General features: G+C 43.0%; 19 protein-coding genes. 9 read left to right on the plus strand and 10 right to left on the minus strand.

Going from position 1 to position 18,953, the window contains the following annotated elements; all coding sequences use genetic code 11:
* Positions 1-56 precede the first annotated feature (56 nt).
* Complete coding sequence (locus tag L3V31_RS10055; protein ID WP_237315917.1) at positions 57-575, minus strand: porin family protein; 519 nt, start codon at positions 573-575, stop codon at positions 57-59.
* A gap of 510 nt (positions 576-1,085) precedes the next feature.
* On the opposite strand from L3V31_RS10055, the gene L3V31_RS10060 reads away from it, so the two are divergent.
* The 9 genes from L3V31_RS10060 (at position 1,086) to L3V31_RS10100 (ending at position 10,491) form a co-directional block, all read left to right on the plus strand.
* The gene (locus tag L3V31_RS10060; protein WP_237315918.1) at positions 1,086-1,310 is read left to right on the plus strand and encodes a hypothetical protein; all 225 of its coding nucleotides are present in this window, start codon (positions 1,086-1,088) and stop codon (positions 1,308-1,310) included.
* A gap of 67 nt (positions 1,311-1,377) precedes the next feature.
* Positions 1,378-2,052 (plus strand): YjbF family lipoprotein, encoded by a 675-nt coding sequence (locus tag L3V31_RS10065; protein ID WP_237315919.1) that lies wholly within the window; start codon positions 1,378-1,380, stop codon positions 2,050-2,052.
* On the plus strand, positions 2,049-2,807 hold the full coding sequence (locus L3V31_RS10070) for a capsule biosynthesis GfcC family protein (RefSeq protein WP_237315920.1): 759 nt from the start codon (positions 2,049-2,051) through the stop codon (positions 2,805-2,807). The genes L3V31_RS10065 and L3V31_RS10070 overlap by 4 nt, the downstream gene beginning before the upstream one ends.
* A complete protein-coding gene (locus L3V31_RS10075; RefSeq protein ID WP_237315921.1) occupies positions 2,804-5,002 on the plus strand; it encodes a YjbH domain-containing protein in 2,199 nt (732 codons plus the stop codon). The genes L3V31_RS10070 and L3V31_RS10075 overlap by 4 nt, the downstream gene beginning before the upstream one ends.
* A 111-nt stretch (positions 5,003-5,113) precedes the next feature.
* The gene (rfaD, locus tag L3V31_RS10080) at positions 5,114-6,055 is read left to right on the plus strand and encodes an ADP-glyceromanno-heptose 6-epimerase (RefSeq protein ID WP_237315922.1); all 942 of its coding nucleotides are present in this window, start codon (positions 5,114-5,116) and stop codon (positions 6,053-6,055) included.
* 133 nt (positions 6,056-6,188) lie between these two features.
* Positions 6,189-7,178: a lauroyl-Kdo(2)-lipid IV(A) myristoyltransferase gene (gene lpxM, locus L3V31_RS10085; RefSeq protein WP_237315923.1), complete on the plus strand. Its 990-nt coding sequence runs from the start codon at positions 6,189-6,191 to the stop codon at positions 7,176-7,178.
* Entirely contained in the window at positions 7,175-8,233 is a 1,059-nt protein-coding gene (gene waaF, locus L3V31_RS10090; RefSeq protein WP_237315924.1) for a lipopolysaccharide heptosyltransferase II, read from the plus strand. Before lpxM ends, waaF begins: the two co-directional genes overlap by 4 nt.
* Entirely contained in the window at positions 8,227-9,492 is a 1,266-nt protein-coding gene (waaA, locus tag L3V31_RS10095; protein WP_237315925.1) for a lipid IV(A) 3-deoxy-D-manno-octulosonic acid transferase, read from the plus strand. Before waaF ends, waaA begins: the two co-directional genes overlap by 7 nt.
* A gap of 3 nt (positions 9,493-9,495) precedes the next feature.
* On the plus strand, positions 9,496-10,491 hold the full coding sequence (locus L3V31_RS10100) for a glycosyltransferase 52 family protein (RefSeq protein ID WP_237315926.1): 996 nt from the start codon (positions 9,496-9,498) through the stop codon (positions 10,489-10,491).
* Here the strand turns inward: L3V31_RS10100 and L3V31_RS10105 are convergent, their stop codons facing one another.
* The 9 genes from L3V31_RS10105 to L3V31_RS10145 form a co-directional block, all read right to left on the minus strand.
* Entirely contained in the window at positions 10,492-11,184 is a 693-nt protein-coding gene (locus L3V31_RS10105; protein ID WP_237315927.1) for an acylneuraminate cytidylyltransferase family protein, read from the minus strand. It lies immediately after the preceding gene.
* Complete coding sequence (locus tag L3V31_RS10110; protein ID WP_237315928.1) at positions 11,184-12,242, minus strand: nucleotidyltransferase family protein; 1,059 nt, start codon at positions 12,240-12,242, stop codon at positions 11,184-11,186. The genes L3V31_RS10105 and L3V31_RS10110 overlap by 1 nt, the downstream gene beginning before the upstream one ends.
* A 19-nt stretch (positions 12,243-12,261) precedes the next feature.
* Positions 12,262-12,915, minus strand: a complete 654-nt coding sequence (locus L3V31_RS10115) for an acetyltransferase (protein ID WP_237315929.1) — start codon at positions 12,913-12,915, stop codon at positions 12,262-12,264.
* A complete protein-coding gene (gene neuB, locus L3V31_RS10120) occupies positions 12,908-13,981 on the minus strand; it encodes an N-acetylneuraminate synthase (protein ID WP_134647617.1) in 1,074 nt (357 codons plus the stop codon). Before neuB ends, L3V31_RS10115 begins: the two co-directional genes overlap by 8 nt.
* Before the next feature lie 40 nt (positions 13,982-14,021).
* Positions 14,022-15,200 (minus strand): UDP-N-acetylglucosamine 2-epimerase, encoded by a 1,179-nt coding sequence (gene neuC, locus L3V31_RS10125; protein ID WP_237315930.1) that lies wholly within the window; start codon positions 15,198-15,200, stop codon positions 14,022-14,024.
* A 13-nt stretch (positions 15,201-15,213) separates the two neighbouring features.
* Positions 15,214-16,365, minus strand: coding sequence for a LegC family aminotransferase (locus L3V31_RS10130; protein ID WP_237316086.1), 1,152 nt, complete (start codon positions 16,363-16,365; stop codon positions 15,214-15,216).
* A 12-nt stretch (positions 16,366-16,377) separates the two neighbouring features.
* Positions 16,378-17,568, minus strand: coding sequence for a UDP-N-acetylglucosamine 4,6-dehydratase (locus tag L3V31_RS10135; RefSeq protein WP_237315931.1), 1,191 nt, complete (start codon positions 17,566-17,568; stop codon positions 16,378-16,380).
* Between the two features lie 182 nt (positions 17,569-17,750).
* The gene (locus L3V31_RS10140) at positions 17,751-18,467 is read right to left on the minus strand and encodes a 3-deoxy-D-manno-octulosonic acid kinase (protein WP_237315932.1); all 717 of its coding nucleotides are present in this window, start codon (positions 18,465-18,467) and stop codon (positions 17,751-17,753) included.
* Between the two features lie 11 nt (positions 18,468-18,478).
* Positions 18,479-18,886, minus strand: a complete 408-nt coding sequence (locus L3V31_RS10145) for a diacylglycerol kinase (protein ID WP_237315933.1) — start codon at positions 18,884-18,886, stop codon at positions 18,479-18,481.
* Between the last annotated feature and the right edge of the window lie 67 nt (positions 18,887-18,953).

Consider the following 18,953-nt stretch of genomic DNA (forward strand, 5'->3'; position numbering starts at 1 on the left):
ATAAATATAATGAAGTGAAAAACCTAGACATAAAGATCTAGGCGCTAGGTTTTTAATTAAAATCGGTGCTGGAAGCCAAGTGAGATTCCGTTCAGGCGGACTTTATCTTCGGAAACGCTATCCATAAACTCGAACACCACAGCACTTTGCTTATCGAGAGCATAGTGTGCTCCCATACCAAAGCTAAAATCCTGACCTTTACCAGAGCCCACATTCTGCTGATCGATTTGCACACTAGAGTAACCAGCCAGCCCATACAGGGCGACGCGTTGAGAAACTGGGATATTAAATTTGGCAAAGCCGGCTGCAATGCTATCGACTGCTAGACCGCTATCGCGTTCGAGGGAGGTTCCGTAACGGCCTTCTATGGCGAGGTAGTCATTGAAGAAGTAGCCAGCTTGCGCTTGAAGAAGAAAAGGGCTTCCTTCAGCTACTGAAGATGAGGAGGTGTGGTGATATTCGGCGTTAGAGTAACTCAATAACGCACCTGCATAAAAATTGGCTGAGGCAGAAAAAGAGCACAAGCCTAAACTGATCGAGCTCAACACCCCTAGCCATGGATGTTTATAAATCACGTAATGGTTCCCTAGGTATAGACCTGCGACTGCATATAATAATACGTTCAGTGAGGCCTGTTAAATCTCTGAGCATTCCACGCTACCGCCCTGCGGCACTTACGCGTTAGCCACTGTTCGCTGATTACCGATTTATTCTATTCGGTTTATTGATAGAAATACTATTATTTAAGCCAATTCTTTGTGAATTTAAACCCAAAACTCATGGTCTAAAGCGCATAATAAAGCTGACAAATTATGCATGTAATGACATTAAACGGCAAGGGGGGTAAAAATGTCTAAGATGTGAGAATGGAATGGTCGTTTAAGGAAAATGAGGTTATCGGGTTTACATCCAATGGCCCAGACCTTCCTCGATTTCCTTAGGCTGTTTATTTTCTTAAATTTAACACCTGATAGATACGAAACTATTTACATGCTGATGATTTTTTATCTAGAATAGAATTTGGGGTGCTAATTAGTACTCCAAAACATCGATGTTTTAAATACCGGATATAACAAGGATAAATAATGAAGAATACAGCTCTGGCTATTCTTATGGCTCTAAGTGCGTCAACAGCATTTGCAGCTCCTGAAGCAGGCACAACTGAAGGCGCATCTGCTCTTGCTAGTGGTGAAGTGGCAGTAGGTGTTGGTGCAGCAGCAGCGGCAACAGTTGTAGCAGTAGCTGCAACAGACAGCGACTCAAGCACTACAACGACTTCTGCTTCTGCTTCTGCTTCTGCTCAGCAGTAATACCAGAAGTAGTCGAATAATAATCGCCCTGATTTAATCAGGGCGATTTTATTTTCAAGAGGGAATAATGAATATCTTTCGAGTAAAAAAATGGAAGTACCTACTTCTTATCTTACCTGCCGTTAGCCTTATGTTCGGGTGTACTCAAAAATTCAATGATGTCTCCGCTACTGTTCAAGAAGCCTATGGCAATTACATCGATGTAGAGCTCTCGCCTCAAGATATTGAAGCCATACCGTACGCCAGCGCATACCTTAAGATTGGTAATCAAAAACAAATTTTCGTTGTTTTAGCCTTTGCAGAGCAAAACCCTCGTACCGGTAAAACTCAACTGAAATGGATAAGCTCAGATAAAGCAATGGTAGTGACAGAAAACGGTCATATCGTTAAAACCATAAACTTGCAACACAACAATATTGCTGGCGTCTATGGTCAAGTACCTGCTTACAGCTCATCAATTACTGAGTATGACCTTTCTTATGATTGGCAAGAACAATACCGTTACGGCTTTCCTGCTCACATCACTCGAACCTATCAAGGTCAAGAAGTGGTAAACACACCGATAGCTTCAACACCAACAAAATTATATAAAGAATCCGTCAACTTCCCGACTCTATCTCAATCGGTAGAAAATCTTTACTGGGTCGATGGCCAAGGACAAGTAGTAAAAACCCGACAGCACTTGGGCCCGAAGATGGTACCCATTGAGTTAACGATATTGAAAGGATACAGCAAATCATGAGTACACGACTGTTATCTTTATTAAGCTTAGCTCTGCTAACGTGCACTAGTGTGGCATCAGCTCAATCTTCCCCGAATAACGCTTCATCTCTAAACGTCGATCTGGTTGGAACAGGAAAGCAATTGCAATTTCAACAAGCCGCCCGTTTATCTGATGTGCTAAAGCAGGCTCAACAGCAGAACCTTATTTTACTATACCCGCTCGGTACTACATTATTTGACGGTTCAGAAAAAGCGCTACGTGAATCAACTTCACTAAAAAACTCGGTACTGAATCAAATGATTCAGTATAATCTTGTCGCTCACCCTTTCTATAAATACATCCAAAAACATCAATTTGCTCCTCGCGTGTTCTCTGCTGTGGATTTGGATGACGTCCGCTTAGATAAAATTAACAACCCGCTGCTAGCCGGTGACTTAGCACTTGTGTCTTCACAGCGAGAAGAAAAAGTTATTTACTTAGGCAACTTAGATAAAGTCTACTCAGTTAAGGAGCAAACTGGTATTCCGTTAAAGCAACAAATTACCAATCTAAAACGCAATATTGGTGAACTAGCCCACCCACCAATTTTGATTTACCCAGATGGTAACGTCGTTCAGCCACATCACGGTTCTTGGCTAACGACGCAATATTACGTGCCACCATTGACCATGGTTTATATCCCATTTGAGGAATTTGAAACCTCAGAAATGGATCAGGATATTGTTAAGTTGCTTACACAACTGAAGCCAATATCAATGAAGAGCCCACTATGACGTTGATTAGAAAAACTTTAACCCTTTCGTTAATGGGTCCAGCATTGGCTTGGGCTCAAGATATGCCATTTGAAGCGCCACCTCTACAACCATCACAGATGGACTTTGGCGGTGTAGGTCTGATGCAGATGCCAACAGGCCGTATGGCACCAGAAGGTGAGTTTAACTTTGCAGTTAACTTCAGCAATGAATACCAGTTTTACAATGTCACACTGCAGGTAATGCCATGGCTGGAGACGACCCTTCGTTATACACTCGCCAATGATCTTTTCTATAGCGATGACCCTGACTACTCTGGTGATACAAAATATACCGATAAAGGTATAGATTTTAAAATTCGCCTTTTAGAAGAATCCCAATACTTACCAGAGCTTTCTGTTGGTGTTCGTGACTTTGCAGGCACCGGACTATTTGACGCCGAGTATATCGCCGCAACCAAGCGTTACTCTAACCCTAACTTAGGTACGTTCGACTTTACTTTGGGTATAGGCTGGGGTTATTTAGGTACTCGAGACAATATTACCAATGCCGCTTGTAAGATCTCAGACCGCTACTGCGACCGACCATCTGACTATAAAGGCAGTAGTGGCAGCGTAGATTATGAACGTTGGTTTAAAGGAACCACTGCACTATTCGGCGGTGTTGAATACCAAACACTATATGCGCCGCTTCGCTTTAAGCTGGAATACGACAGCAACGATTACAGTGAAGACTACCCTGTCGTTCGTGGTGGTACAGACATGACACCACACACCCCCTGGAACTTCGGTGTATTGTACCGTCTGGGTCATATGGCCGATCTGCGCGTAAGTTATGAGCGTGGAGATACCTTGGTTGCAGGTTTAAGCCTGTACACCAACTTCAATAAAATGCCATCGTTCTGGCGTGATACACCAACGCCAAAATTAGAAGATAGCCAACCGACTGAGCTTTCTCAGGTTGATTGGGAGCGCGTAACGGAAGACTTGGATAAGATCGCTGGTTACCAAAACACCAAGATCTACGCGAAAGATGAGACGGTAGCGATTGTCGGTGAGCAGAAGAAGTACCGTGACCGCAACGAAGCACATGAAAAAGCGGCGGCGGTATTGACCAACCAAATGCCAAGCAGTGTTGATACGTTTACCATTAATGAGCGAAACCGTGGGCTAGTGACAAACCAAACGGTAATCTCAAAAGATAAATACCGAGATTACGCACAAGTAAACTACGTCAATCCAAAAATCGAGGATGTAGTTTCATCATTGAGCGACAAGCCACAAGGTGAAGTGACCTACGATGGTTATAAACGCTTCGACTGGGGTTTTGCACCTAAATTGGTTCAAACTCTGGGTAGCGCAGAAGACTTTTATCTATTTAGTGTTGGCTTAAATGGTAATGCCTCTTACTGGTTAACTGACAACCTAGAAATAGGCGGTTCGCTTTACTGGGATTGGTACAACAACTATGACAAGTTTGTTTACGTCACACCACCGGATGGCACAACGATTCCACGTGTGCGTACCATGTTCCGCGCATACCAGAACGAACACGACATCACCATGTCGAATCTGCAGTTAACTTGGTTCCAGGAATACTCGGATTCGGTAGACCAGCAGTTCTATGCCGGTTATCTGGAAAGCATGTTCGCAGGTGTAGGTACGGAACTCTTATATCGCCCGCAAGGTTCAAACTGGGCTATCGGAGCAGATGTAAACTTAATTTCTCAACGTGACCCACAAAGTTACTTTGGTGTTTACACTGACAAATGGCAGAACATTCCAGAATATGGTCGCCCGTTCCAGGTTATTGATAAAGGCTTTACTGGCTTTGTGTCTGGCTACTACTTCCCGCAATGGGAGTTCCTGTCTGATACGATGTTCCAGCTAGATGTTGGCCAATTCTTAGGTGGAGATAAAGGCGCTCAATTGAATTTTGCTAAGCAATTCAAGAGCGGTGTTATCGCTGGTGTATTTGCCTCGGTAAGTGACTTGTCAGCCGATGAGTTTGGTGAAGGCAGCTTTACTAAGGGCTTCTACATTTCAATTCCATACGACATCATGACAGTTAAGCCAAGTAACAACCGAGCGAACTTCAGTTGGCAGCCGCTGACTCGTGATGGTGGTCAGAAGCTAGGTCGTAAGTACAGCTTGATTGAGCTAACAGATGAGCGAAACCCTTGGTTCCAGCGACCAAATCATTCGGATGAGAAGTAAGTAATGAAAGGGCCTAGGAACTAGAATCCTAGGCCCTAGAACCTTTAATAGCGCTGTATTACGTTTCTTGCTAAAATTCTTGAGAAAATTTTAATCTATGGTGGAAGTTCTATGATCATCGTAACTGGTGGTGCTGGCATGATCGGCAGCAACATTGTTAAAGCTCTCAACGCAGCTGGTATGAACGATATTCTGGTTGTCGACAACCTAAAAAATGGCAAAAAGTTTAAGAACTTAGTTGATCTGGACATCACAGATTACATGGATCGTGACGACTTCCTTACCCAAATCATGGCGGGTGATGACTTCGGTCCGATCGAGGCAATTTTCCATGAAGGTGCGTGCTCTGCAACCACCGAGTGGGATGGTAAGTACATGATGCTCAACAACTATGAGTACTCAAAAGAGCTACTGCATTACTGTTTAGATCGTGAAATCCCATTCCTTTACGCCTCTTCTGCAGCAACATACGGTGAGACAGATACCTTTGTTGAAGAGCGTGAATATGAAGGCGCACTCAACGTCTACGGTTACTCAAAGCAGCAGTTTGATAACTACGTTCGTCGCCTATGGCAAGATGCTGAAGAGCACGGTGAGACTCTATCTCAAATAACTGGCTTCCGTTACTTCAACGTCTACGGCCCTCGTGAAGATCATAAAGGCAGCATGGCATCGGTTGCCTTCCACCTAAATAACCAGCTGAATGCCGGCGAAAACCCGAAACTGTTCGCAGGTAGCGAGACCTTTAAACGTGATTTCGTTTACGTCGGCGATGTATGTAAAGTAAACCTATGGTTCTTAGAAAACGGCGTATCAGGCATCTTTAACTGTGGCACAGGTCGTGCGGAATCTTTTGAAGAAGTTGCGAAAGCGGTGATCACTCACCACGGTAAAGGTGAAATCGAAACGATTCCTTTCCCAGAGCACCTTAAAGGCGCATACCAAGAGTTCACTCAAGCCGATCTGACTAAGCTACGCGCAGCAGGTTGTGATGTAGAATTCAAAACGGTTGCAGAAGGTGTTGCAGAATACCTAGCTATCCAAAACCGCTAAGTATCTTTGTTCGCAATTATGGGGTGGCGGCTATTATGACCTGCCACCTTTACTCCGCCTCAATAGCCTGTATCATTTCCTTTATCTGCATTTAAATCACTCGTCTCCATACGTATAGGTAACTAGACACGCCATGACCAATAAACGTGATGATTTCGACCCCAAAGCCTATAACCCTGAATTTGAGCGCCACTTTCTATCGCCTAAATACTGGGGGACTTGGTTAGGTGTTCTGCTCTTTTTGCCTTTAGCGATAATGCCGCTAAGCGCGCAAAAGTGGTTAGCAAAAATGGTCGCGAAAAAACTATCAAAGTCACGTAAAGGGCCTGCCCACCGAGCGCGCGTAAACTTTGAGTTATGTTTCCCAGAAAAAACCTTTGAAGAACGTGAAGTCCTGATTGAAAAAACAATCTATACCGCAGCACTGTTCTTTTTCCGCTTTGTACTATTGAGTTTGCGTTCTCCGACATGGCTGCAGAAACGTTGTCAAATCAGAGGATTGGACATCTTACAAAATCATATTGATAACAACGAAAATGTAATCTTAATGGTCCCGCACTCTTGGGCCATTGATGTTCCTGCTATCTTGCTTGCTTCAATGGGAATGCCCGTATCAGCAATGGCGAAAAAGCAAAAGAACGAAGTCACAGACTGGCTGATGCATAAACAACGTGTGCAGTATGGCGGGCGAGTTTATGAACGCTCTGGTGGTATTAAGCCATTCTTAAAATCAATCCGTGATGGTTACGTGGGTTATTATTTGCCCGATCAAGATCATGGCCCGGAACATAGTGTGTTTGTAGACTTTTTTGCGACACGTAAAGCGACGCTGCCAGGCTTAGGTAAAATTGCGAAACTATCGCGATCTAAAGTGTTGCCTATGTTTGCTTCTATGAACACAGAAGATGGGACGTTTGATATCGAAATCTTGCCTGCGTTCGAATTGGATAAAGGTGACGAACAAGACGCACGTACCTGCAACCAAGCAATAGAGTACTTTGTGGGTAGCAAACCGGAGCAATACATGTGGGTACTCCAATTATTGCGTTCGCAAAAAGACGGCAATAACTATTACAATATCTTTAAGCCGAGATACGACACTGACTGGCAAGTTAAAAAATGAAAAAGATCTTAATTATTGGTCCATCTTGGGTCGGCGATATGGTCATGTCGCAATCCCTATATATCGTTTTAAAGCAACTAAACCCTGAAAGCGAGATTGATGTCATTGCTCCAGGCTGGTGTAAGCCTATCTTAGAGCGAATGCCTGAGGTAAATAAGGCGATTGAAATGCCAATTGGTCATGGTGAGTTTAACCTTCTCGGCCGTCGTGAAATTGGTAAAACACTGCGTGAGAAGAAATACGACCACGCTTATATCCTGCCAAAATCAGCTAAATCCGCTTTGATACCGTGGTTTGCAAATATACCACTTCGTACAGGTTGGAAAGGCGAGATGCGTTTTGGCTTGCTCAATGATATTCGTCCTAACATGAAGTCGTTCCAATATATGGTGGAACGCTATGTGGCTTTGGCTTATCCAAAATCGCAGATGGTAGACTCAACATCTCTCGGTGGACTAGAAACTCTTCCCCGCCCTCGCCTTGCTATCAGTGAAGAAGAGCAACAGACGACTATCCAGAAATTTAACCTTAATCAAGAACGTTCGATCATTGGTTTGTGCCCAGGCGCTGAGTTTGGCCCGGCCAAAAAGTGGCCAGAAACCCATTATGCGGAAGTTGCCACACAAATGTGCAAAGAAGGCCATCAAATCTGGCTATTCGGTTCGCAAAAAGATCTTGAGACTTGTAATGGGATTCGAGCTTTGGTTCCACCGCAATTCCAACAACATATTCATGTTCTTGCCGGACAAACCAGCTTGATCGAAGCCGTGGATCTGCTTGCTGCATGTAAAACGGTAGTAGCGAATGACTCAGGATTAATGCACGTCGCAGCTGCGGTCGGCTGTAATGTTGTCGCAGTGTATGGTTCTACGTCGCCCAAATACACGCCGCCGCTTGCGGAAAAAGTCGAGATTGTTCATACCGATATTGATTGCCGCCCATGTTTTCAGCGTGAATGCCAGTTTAACCACCTTAAGTGCCTGACGGAGTTATCTCCAAAGCAAGTGTTAAATAGCATCCAAAAACTCGAAGCGATTACGATTAGCTCATGTTAATTCGACTCATATATACCCTGTTGCTGGCTCTGGCTTCGCCGATTCTTTTGTTTGGTTTGTACAAGAGCAAGCCAAACAAACCCAAGTTTGGGCCGCGTTGGAAAGAGCATTTTGGTATCACACCAAAGCTTAACAATGACCAACGACCAATATGGATTCATGCCGTATCAGTAGGTGAAAGCATCGCGGCAGCGCCGTTGATAAAAGCACTGAAAAAGCAGAACCCAGAACAGCCTATTCTAGTTACCACTACGACTAGTACAGGTGCAGAGCAAATAGAAAAGTTAGGTGATTTAGTCGAGCACCGCTACATGCCAATCGACTTTAGCTTTGCAGTAAAAGGCTTTTTGAAAGCGATAAACCCAAAGCAAATGCTGATCATTGAAACCGAGCTTTGGCCAAATACTCTCAATACAGTACATAAAGCTGGAATTCCAATCACTGTCGTCAACGCTCGCTTGTCTGAAAAGTCATGCCGCAACTACGCCAAGGTCCAAGCACTGTTTAACTTGCTGCATCCTTGCTTAACGCAGGTACTTTGTCAGGCAGAATCCGACGCAGCCAGATTTGAGCGCTTAGGCGTCGAAAGTCACAAACTCTCCGTGACGGGCTCAATAAAGTTTGATATTCAAATTTCCGACGATGTGAAAGAGCAAGGCAAAGCTCTTAGATCGGATTTAGGAGTGAACCGCCCTGTCTGGATTGCAGCCAGCACACACAAAGGTGAAGATGAGCAGGTACTAGAGGCTCATAAACAAGTGCTTGAGTCACATCCAGATGCGTTGTTGGTTCTCGTCCCACGACACCCAGAACGTTTTGATAATGTGTTTGCACTTTGCCAAAACCAAGGCTTTGAAACTGTTCGTCGAACGTCACAGTCAGAAGTGACGGAGTCTACTCAGGTTTACCTCGGCGATACCATGGGTGAGTTGCTGATATTAATTGGCTCAGCCGATGTTTGCTTTATGGGCGGTAGTTTAATCGGTGACAAAGTTGGTGGGCACAATGTGCTAGAACCAGCCGCACTTGGTGTGCCGGTTATTACGGGGCCGAGTTATTTTAATTTTTCAGAAATTATTGATGCTTTAAGAAATTCTTCGGCAATTATAATTGCCCAGGATTATCACACTATAGCTGAACATGTTTCGAATCTAATCTCTTCCGGACGAGACCGTCAAAGCATCATAAACAATGCTCTCAATATAGTGAAAATGAATCAAGGCGCCATTGTTCGAACGTTAAATAAGGTTAATTTCTAAGTTATGGATTTATTTGTTGTTACCTCTCCAATGCAATATGTATGCGCAATTGAAGCAAAAGCCTACTTTGCGAGTCAAAAGGCAATATTATTGTTGGTAAATCAAAAAAGCGCGCTAGGGCTAGAACAACAAAGAAGATTAGTTAATAAAGACGACTGGGCGCATGTAATTTCTATTGATCGAGGAAGTAGAAGTACTGCTGTTCCCAAAGCCATAAAACAGGTCAAAAAGATCCTTGGTGAAGAAACGATTCAACGCTTTTTCTACGCAGAGTATAATGCTTGGCGAACTAAGCTGATGATAAAAAATCTACCGATAAAGAAAGAGATCTATTTTGATGACGGTACACTTACATTGGAAGAGTATCCTAAGTTCATCCTACCAAAAGTTGAGTTTTATAGACCAAGATGGATTCAAGACCTTGTTGTTAGATTCAATGGCTGCAAACCAATAGGCCGACTTAAACAATCTCAAGACCTTGAAGTATTTACCATGTTTGACTTGAGTCAAACAGATCATAAGATTCATAAAAACACTCTAGTAAAACTAAAAGAACAATACGGTAACCCTAATTTATATAATTCCGATGCACCAATTGGCTTTATCGGTCAGGGGGCTATTGGAGACAAATATCAAAAGTCTGTTCAGCAGTATGTGTATGAATTAGAAGCACTTGCAAATTCAGCCTCTAAAAAGATTATGTATTTCCCTCATCGAACAGAACGTGATGAAGTTAGAGACAAGCTGGAAAAACAAGAGCACATCATCTACCACCGAAGCGAATACCCTTTAGAAATCGAGTTAATAGATAAACAGATTGAACTTTCAGGTTTTATAGGAACCTATTCGACGGTAATGTTTACTGCGCGACTTCTCTATCCAGAATTACCAATCTATACAATTTCGAATGATTTTCCTGACAAAGTACTAAAAGAGGAATTAGATAGTCAGTTTAAAGCTATTAATGTAAAAAAAATTAATAGCTTTAACGACCTGTAGTTAGGCATTTCTACTAAGGAAAAACTCCGCTAATTCGAAGTCCAACTTCTGATCAATATCAAAAGAGACGCGATTATCCATGACATATGCGTATGACTTCTCTGTATAGCGGATTTCTTTTTGGTCTAATAGATTAAGAGCATCAAAGATGTAGATGGCACCGTTAAGTCGGTAGAACTCTCCTAGGTCTTGTGAGCGATTCAACGCTTCTGGCTTCAGGAAATCCCCCATAGAACCATCTTCTGGAAGTGTGTTCGACCATAACGGAGAGTGCTCACATGGTGTCACAGAAACCACTGCCAGTGCTTGCTTATCGATGAACAACTCAAGTGCTTCGTTAATGTGCTGAGTGGTACGTAAAGGTGATGTAGGTTGTAATAAGACAAGTATCTCATCATCTTTACCAAACTTTTCAAGCACGTAAATCAACACGCTTTCCGTTTTCGCAGTATCAGAAGCTAAATTTTCAGGTCGAAGTTCCGGGACATCCGCTCCAAACTTGACTGCGATATCTGCGATTTCTTGATCATCAGTGCTCACTAATACTTTATCGATATACGAGCAACGCTTCGCAGCCTCGATAGACCAAGCAATCAAAGGTTTTCCGTTAAGAGGTAATACATTCTTTCTAGGTAGGCGCTTACTACCCCCTCGCGCAGGAATTAACGCTATAACCTTTTTACCATCAATCACTACAACACCCCTAATGTATGGATGTCTGCTTGAGCACGATTAAAATCATCCATTCTACCAATATCAAGCCAGTACTCATGAATTGGGAACATTAGTATATTTTCACGCTCATGCATATGCTGTTCAAGTAAAGTCGGCATATCAATGTGATGATTTTGCGGTACCGATTGGATAACTCTCGGAGATACGACATAGATTCCAGCATTAACAAAAAAGCGTTGGATTGGTTTTTCTACCATGCTAGTGATTCTGTTGCCATCACCATTGATGACCCCATAAGGAATTTGATAATCATACTCACGCACACACATCGTTGCATCAGCCTGATTCTCTGTATGGAATTCAAGAAGACGCTGGAAATCGACTTTAGTCAGGACGTCACCATTCATCATGATCAAAGGTAAATCTGCTGGTAAGTCTTTCGGTAGTAATCCTAAAGCACCTCCTGTACCTAAAGGAGATTCTTCATAGACGTAGGTTATGTTTACCCCTAGCTTAGAGCCATCTCCAAAGTACTGCTCAATCTGCTCCGGCATGTAGTGAGTAGAAATATAGAAATTAACAAAGCCAGCCTTGATAAAACTCCGAATTACCGTATCTAAAATAGGCTTACCACCGATGTTAAGCATTGGCTTAGGGCACGTATCGGTTAGAGGCTTCAGTCGAGTCCCAAAGCCACCAGCCATAAGAAAAACGGGGTTTTGATAGGTTGGTTGACGAAGAGCACCATGCAATGTTTCTAAACCAACAACCTTACCATCTTTTATCAATGGAATAGAAAGGACGCTACGGCTTTCCATTGCCGCAATTAACTCTTCGCGAGGAGTGTTAATATTGGCAGTCAATGGGTTAGTATTCATCACTTGTGCAACATCAGCCGTCAAAGGCAAGTTCTTAAGCAGACCACGACGAATATCACCATCTGTAACAACCCCCATAAGATGGTCACTATCGTCAACAACTAGCACTACTCTCAATGCTTCATTGTTTATAATTTCTAACGCATCAAGTAACGAACTGGTTGGTTTAATTAAAACATTTTTCCAACAATGACTCATGCTTAACCTATTTTCTAAATCATTTAAAACTTTTCATTGTTACCCTGTATGGGTAACAGATCGTATCCATCGGTACACTTTGAGTGATCGTAGCTCCGGCACCTACAATGGCATTTGTATCCAATAGGACATTTTGAATCACTGTTGCCCCAGCACCAACATAAACATTATCGCCAGTCGTTACTTGACCACATAGCGTTGAACGAGGTGCTAGATGGTTAAACTGTCCGATAGTACAGTCATGCTCAACTATTGCACCAGTATTCACTATAGTATGGCGACCGATCGTAGCTCCAGCTTGAACAATGGCATTAGGAAGAATTTGCGCACCAGAATGCACCTCCGCAAACCGAGATATTTGAGCAGATGATGCAACTACAGTTTCAAAGTGATAGCCATGTGCAATATAGAACTGAGTTAGCTTGCTTCTTAATCCCGATTTAGGCAGAACGCCAACACCATTAACTAGCAAAACAGCATCACTATCAAACCGAAATACATCTTCGTCTTTACGAAGATGAGGTAGCCCACTAAAAATACTGCGATCACTCAGTTCATCAGGGCAAATAACGGCCAAGATCTCTCTTTGCTGCTGTAGAAGCACATCCACTAGTACACTAGCGTGACCGCCTCCACCAATAATGACGAGAGGCTTCAAGCTCTCTTTATTCAAAGATTAAATCTCCAGCTTGGTAAGCCTTGCTGGCTGGCTTATCCAATAGTTCCCAAAATTTATAAGGAGAAAGGCCCGTGCCAGGGCGTTTTATAGTCAGGTTATCCTGAGTAAAAACTTCACCTACGGCGATGTTCGTCGCTGCAATCAAACTCTTCCTAGCTACCGCTTTGTTCTTTACCTCAGAAACGGTTGGGCTTTTCACTCCAACACCTAACGCCACTTCCACCTGACGAATAGCTGAAACCATTGCAGTCAGCTCGCTCGGTTCAAGCGAAGCTTTGTGATCTGGCCCTTCCATATTCTTATCTAGAGTAAAGTGTTTCTCTATTAGTACCGCTCCGCGAGCAACTGCCGCAATTGGGATTGTGATGCCTTCACTATGGTCAGAGTAGCCAGCGGGTAGTTCAAAGGCGTTAGCAAGAGTATCCATCGCCTTAAGGTTTATCTCTTCCATTGGCGCAGGGTATTCTGTCGTACAATGCAGTAACGTCACTTTTTCTTTTAAGGCTTTTTGCCCCACTTCAGAGGCATAAGCTTTTTGAAAATTTAGCTCACTTGGCGTGGCATTTTGATCGGCAGTGTAACCAAAAGCAATCACCCCCAAAACAGCTTCTATTTCCGAGAGTGTAGCCATTCCTGTAGACACAATTAGATCACAACCTGTACGTGCATGCTCTAAAACAAGAGGGGCGTTAGTAATCTCGCCCGACGGTATTTTTAATCGAGTGAGATTCAAATCGTTAACAAGGAAATCTAGGCTCTCTGAGTCAAACGCTGTCGATAAAAACTCAATACCAATTGACTGACAATGCTCTACTAGTTGATGATGAACGTCATAAGAAAGTTCTAACCGGCTAAGCATCGCAAGTTGAGACTCTTGCTTTTGCGTATTTGCTACTTGATATTCAGCTTGTTTTGCTTCAGCTGTAACTAAGTTTTTTGCTTTAAAAGTTTGAAACTTAACAATATCAGCACCAGCTTTATGCGCCGCATTGACTAGCTCAAATGCCAACGTCTCATCACCATTGTGATTTACACCAGCTTCAGCAATTATTAATGTCATAGAGTCTCTTTCTATCGTCTTTAAATCTACAATGGGATAATTATACATTATCAAAATCTAGGTCGAAAAAGGCTTTACTCGGCTCAAAACGCAAAGCCTTAATCATTTCAATCACCTGCCCGCTTGTATCTCCTTGCCCATAAGGATTTAAGACAACCTCGTTGCTATCGTTTTTGTAAGCCCTCTGCACAGCCGCACTTATTGAAGAAGAAATATCTGTTTGATTAGGCTTACAATTTAGGACACTCTTGGCGGCTAAGCGCCCTTTTTGTCTTGAACCAATATTCACGGTAGGTACGTCAAAAGCAGGCACTTCGATAATCCCACTCGAAGAGTTACCAATCACAGCAGCAGCATGCTTTACCGCACTCAAGTAACGCACTTGCCCAAGAGATGGAATAGCTAAAACACGTTGTGGGTTAGCTTGAGCATATTGTTCCAAAATAGGGATAATACGTCGTCCGCCATCATCAGCATTCGGATAAGTAAGGATTACTTGATGATCTGGAAATTCATCTAATGCGCCTAAGAGCGCTTGAAAGCTTACCTCAGGCTTCTCATCACCTAAGGTCACTGGATGATATGTAACCACAAAAAATGGTTGAGTTAGTTTAAAGGCTAGTGACTTAGCAAGCTCATCTACCGTCATAAACGTTGCGCGTTTTAGGTGGTCTAGACCGATCGCACCTACATTTTTTACTCGGTCGGGCGTCTCCCCTAACTGAATAACACGCTGCCTGTAATCCTCTGTGGACGTAGCATGCAAATAGCTTAATTTGGTAATGGCATGGCGTATTGCATCATCATACGCACCTTCAGTGATCTCGCCACCGTGCAAGTGAACAATAGGGATGCGCAGTATCATTGCCGTTTGTGCTGCAGCGAGAGCCTCAAACCGGTCACCTAAAATGACCAATACATCAGGTTTCAGCCTTGAAAGCGCATCAGCAAAACCAAGCACTCCTAGTCCCATACTTTTCGCGGTCCCAACTGCAGAATCGGATGAAAGTAGAATCTCAATTTTTTCGTCAATGACAAAGCCGTCTTGCTCTATCTGTTGATAAGTTTCGCCAAACTCTGGCGAAAGATGCATACCAGAGACCAATAGCTGAAGTTTCAACTCAGGATCATCTTGAATATCCTTTAGAAGCCAGTAAAGCAGTCCGTACTCTGCTCTCGTCCCGGTAAAGACGGCGACTTTCTTTTGCTGCTGTGTCATGTTTAATCTTGCCTTAACGATTTAGTGCGACTGGAGTGCTTGGTAAGTTAATTAAATGCGCTTCGATGAACTCTGAATGACTTAAATCACCACGTAGTGCATTTTCAAACATCGGCAAACGATGCATCAACTTCCAAATTGGACGAGTCATCACGCCCGCAGCATTAGTCTCTTGTAATATCGCTTCGCGCGATTCGATGTCCGGACAAATGATCGCATTGAGCCAGTAGTTTGAGTGTGCGTACTCAGGCTCAGTCACAAACTGAACATCGCTACCAGAGAAGAAAGCTTGATACTGTCTTGCTAACTCACGCTTTTGTGCCAAGTACGTTTCCATCACTTCCATCTGCGCACAGCCAAGCGCAGCATTGAGGTTTGGCATACGATAGTTAAACCCAGGTTCATCGTGATAAAACTCATAAGGATGAGGCACTTTCGCGGTCGTCGTAATATGCTTAGTATGTTGGCCTGACTCTTTGGTCTTACACAACACTATACCGCCACCACCTGTCGTAATAATCTTATTGCCATTAAAGCTAACCGCGCCAAAATCACCAATCGTTCCAGTGTGTTGACCTTTATAAAAAGATCCTAAGCTTTCTGCCGCATCTTCGACCAAAATAAGCTGCCACTTGTGACAAATCGCAATCAATTCATCTAACTCAACGGGATGACCAAACGTATGCATGGGTACAACAGCCTTAATACGTTGACCCGTTGTTTGATGAAAACAACCTTCCTCTGTAAGCTTTGCGTGTTCCATTAAGTAAGCATCAACCGCTTTAGGGCACAAACCAAGACTAACTTTTGAAACATCAACAAAAATAGGATCGGCACCCATGTGATAAAGGGCATTGCAGGTAGCAACAAAAGTAAGAGCCTGAGTGATCACCAAATCACCACGTTGCACACCTGCCATATAAAGCGCAGCATGCAATGCAGCAGTACCATTAACAGTTGCTACCGCTTTTTCACTGCCAGTGTATTGCTCTATTTTCTGTTCAAACTGATCAACAAACTTACCGACGCTTGATACAAAAGTACTGTCAATAGTCTCCATCACATACGCTTTTTCATTGCCTTGGAAAGCCGGCGCGTGTAATGGAATAAAGTCTTCGGTTTTATACGTATCTTGTACAAATTCAACAATCGATGTTGGATTCATCATTCGCTCCGCTTACATCTTGCTGTCTAGGTATTTTCCCGTTTCTTTGTGGCCAAAGTCGGGAATCATGGTAAAGAACAATTCTACAATTTGCTCCTTGCTCCACTCACGTTTATCTTTCATCTCAGCAATGCTTTGCTCGAACAAAGTCAAAAGGGCTTGTTCGAAAAGAGGTTCATTTTTGATGATGCCTAAGTTTTCAAAGCGCTCCATATCAAGGACTTCTTTATCCGTGAAGAACTCCTCAAAATCTTTCTCACCCGTAGTATCACTTTCTGTAAACAAGCAAGGCCATTTACCTTGCTCAGGTAAAGTTTTCGCCAGCTCACGAGCTTCATCTTCACTGTTACAGAGATATGGCTCATAGCCCAATTGCTCTAGATATTTCACTGCAATATCAGCAAATGAAATTAAGTGAAGCGCTTCACTCAATTTAGGGAAAAAGATGTCTCGGTTTTCACCAAAAATACAAGACATCAGGCAAAGCTCACCCGATTCTTGTGGCGTTACGAAATAACGCTTTATGTCATTAGGAGCAACGATTGGTTGACGTTTTTGAATACGTTGATTAAAGCCGTGCAGTAAAGAGCCGTCAGAAAATGCGACATTGGCAAAGCGAGCGGTTGAAATCGACATTTGCTCACTTTTACGCATCAAGAACATCTCCATAATGCGCTTAGACGCTCCCATCATATTGACTGGGTTTGCCGCTTTGTCTGTCGATACACAGAAATATTTCTTCGCTCCAGATTCTATCGATTGCTGGATTGTCTTATCTGTATTGAATACATTCACGTCGATCATACGCATGAGTGTGAAAGGATCTTTTTCACTGCGCACGTGTTTCAGCGCTGACAAGTTCAGCACGTAATCAAACTGACCATCAGCTTTTATAAATGCATCGTATTCAAGAGAACCAATATCCAATGCGAATGTTTGAAAATCACCGTCAATATATCCAAAAGAGCTACGGATATCACGAACCAACTCCACCATATTGTTTTCGCTAATATCAACGACATGGAGTTTTTTTGGGTTACGTTTAAAAATCTCTTTAGTGACCGCTTGCCCAATAGAGCCTGCGCCACCTAAAACAAGAAAACGAGATTCAGAGACAATCTTTGAGAGTTCAACTTCATGATTTGCGATGTCTTGAGTGAATAAAGCATCGGTTCGACCGATAAGTGAGAGTATATTGCTCATAAACTGCCTTAGAGTTTTCCGACTCAGATTTGATTGTATAGCTGTGCAAGTATGGAGAGAACTTTGCTCTTCTTGCTTAATTTTAATAACATTGGCTTTCTATATCGACACCATAAGATGCTACTTTGTGAACGTGTCTACTTATTGACTTTGCCAGTAAGCAAGCGTTTTCACTAAGCGGTTTATACTTTACAGCCGCGATCATAGCCTTCCTGCAAATGCTCAAAACCGGATTCTTGCCAAATAATATGCCGCTTTAGCCGCTCTTTCTTAAATGAACGTAAAAGCCTTTCTAGGTTTTGCCGCTTCCACTCACCAGAAATTTCAAGACGACACTTGTCAAAATCAATAACCCAAACCTTATCTTTGTCGTCGAGCAAGATATTGTGAATATTCAAATCAGTGTGATTCACGCCAGCATTGTGCATCTTGGCAATTTCGTGCCCGATTTTTTTATACATTTCTTTCGATAACGTACGCTCTTGCAAAATGCTAACCAGATCCCTGGCATTTGGAATACGCTCACTTAATAAATCGGCTCGGTATGTCCGTCCGACTTTAACAGCGCGTGCCGCAATCGGTCGAGGGACGTTTACTCCCGCTTTTATCAACGTAAGTAAAAGCTGAAACTCTTCTGCGCTGCGTGTTTTATCCCAGCCAGAAAACCAATACTGATCTTCAACTAACTTACCAAATAACCCGCCACGACGATAATGACGCAATGCGGCCTGAATCGTATCAAGTTGAACAAACCATGTCGTACCACGTCCCGTAGCACTGCCAACAACCTTATTCACTGACTGCCAGTATTCTGCATCAAAAATAGCCTGACTTGGATCTGCAATGAACTCATCATCAAACCAAATGACTTGATTGTTATCTTGATACTGTTGAATCATGTTTTAAATCTCTAGCCCAAGTAGCGACTGGCCAATATGTAAAGCCAAGTAAAGGCAGCAAAAGTTAACGCTACCATAACGGCTGCGGATCCTATATCTTTAGCGCGGCCACTTAACTCATGGCGTTCAACACCGATGCGATCTACTACCGCTTCTATGGCTGAATTCAGTAGCTCCACGATCAATACTAAGACAACCACACCGATCAATAAGATACGCTCGATCATACCGACATCAACTAAACATGCCAAAATGACTGCGATACTCAGTAAAGCAAGCTCTTGTCGAACCGCAGCTTCATGTTTAAAAGCGGCTTTTAATCCCTGTATTGAGTACCCCGTGGCTTTAATAATTCGCTTTACGCCCGTATTACCTGGCTTCCCTGATTCTTGCGATTGATCTGGTGTAGTCTTTAACATTGCAGAATACTTATCGGTATTTCGTTATATTGGAGCCGTGTATTTTACATTTATTGGGGATGTCTGC

This window comes from Vibrio sp. J1-1 (assembly GCF_021728395.1).
Classification (GTDB): Bacteria; Pseudomonadota; Gammaproteobacteria; order Enterobacterales; family Vibrionaceae; genus Vibrio.

What these genes read in the sequence shown, in the direction of transcription:
- L3V31_RS10100 (WP_237315926.1), top strand. Translation starts at nt 9,496, where the DNA reads ATGGATTTATTTGTTGTTACCTCTCCAATGCAATATGTATGCGCAATT.
- neuB (WP_134647617.1), bottom strand. Translation starts at nt 13,981, where the DNA reads ATGACATTAATAATTGCTGAAGCTGGTGTAAATCACAATGGTGATGAG.
- L3V31_RS10130 (WP_237316086.1), bottom strand. Translation starts at nt 16,365, where the DNA reads ATGAATCCAACATCGATTGTTGAATTTGTACAAGATACGTATAAAACC.
- L3V31_RS10145 (WP_237315933.1), bottom strand. Translation starts at nt 18,886, where the DNA reads ATGTTAAAGACTACACCAGATCAATCGCAAGAATCAGGGAAGCCAGGT.
- L3V31_RS10065 (WP_237315919.1), top strand. Translation starts at nt 1,378, where the DNA reads ATGAATATCTTTCGAGTAAAAAAATGGAAGTACCTACTTCTTATCTTA.
- L3V31_RS10140 (WP_237315932.1), bottom strand. Translation starts at nt 18,467, where the DNA reads ATGATTCAACAGTATCAAGATAACAATCAAGTCATTTGGTTTGATGAT.
- waaF (WP_237315924.1), top strand. Translation starts at nt 7,175, where the DNA reads ATGAAAAAGATCTTAATTATTGGTCCATCTTGGGTCGGCGATATGGTC.
- L3V31_RS10070 (WP_237315920.1), top strand. Translation starts at nt 2,049, where the DNA reads ATGAGTACACGACTGTTATCTTTATTAAGCTTAGCTCTGCTAACGTGC.
- L3V31_RS10110 (WP_237315928.1), bottom strand. Translation starts at nt 12,242, where the DNA reads ATGAGTCATTGTTGGAAAAATGTTTTAATTAAACCAACCAGTTCGTTA.
- L3V31_RS10135 (WP_237315931.1), bottom strand. Translation starts at nt 17,568, where the DNA reads ATGAGCAATATACTCTCACTTATCGGTCGAACCGATGCTTTATTCACT.
- L3V31_RS10075 (WP_237315921.1), top strand. Translation starts at nt 2,804, where the DNA reads ATGACGTTGATTAGAAAAACTTTAACCCTTTCGTTAATGGGTCCAGCA.
- neuC (WP_237315930.1), bottom strand. Translation starts at nt 15,200, where the DNA reads ATGACACAGCAGCAAAAGAAAGTCGCCGTCTTTACCGGGACGAGAGCA.
- L3V31_RS10060 (WP_237315918.1), top strand. Translation starts at nt 1,086, where the DNA reads ATGAAGAATACAGCTCTGGCTATTCTTATGGCTCTAAGTGCGTCAACA.
- lpxM (WP_237315923.1), top strand. Translation starts at nt 6,189, where the DNA reads ATGACCAATAAACGTGATGATTTCGACCCCAAAGCCTATAACCCTGAA.
- waaA (WP_237315925.1), top strand. Translation starts at nt 8,227, where the DNA reads ATGTTAATTCGACTCATATATACCCTGTTGCTGGCTCTGGCTTCGCCG.
- rfaD (WP_237315922.1), top strand. Translation starts at nt 5,114, where the DNA reads ATGATCATCGTAACTGGTGGTGCTGGCATGATCGGCAGCAACATTGTT.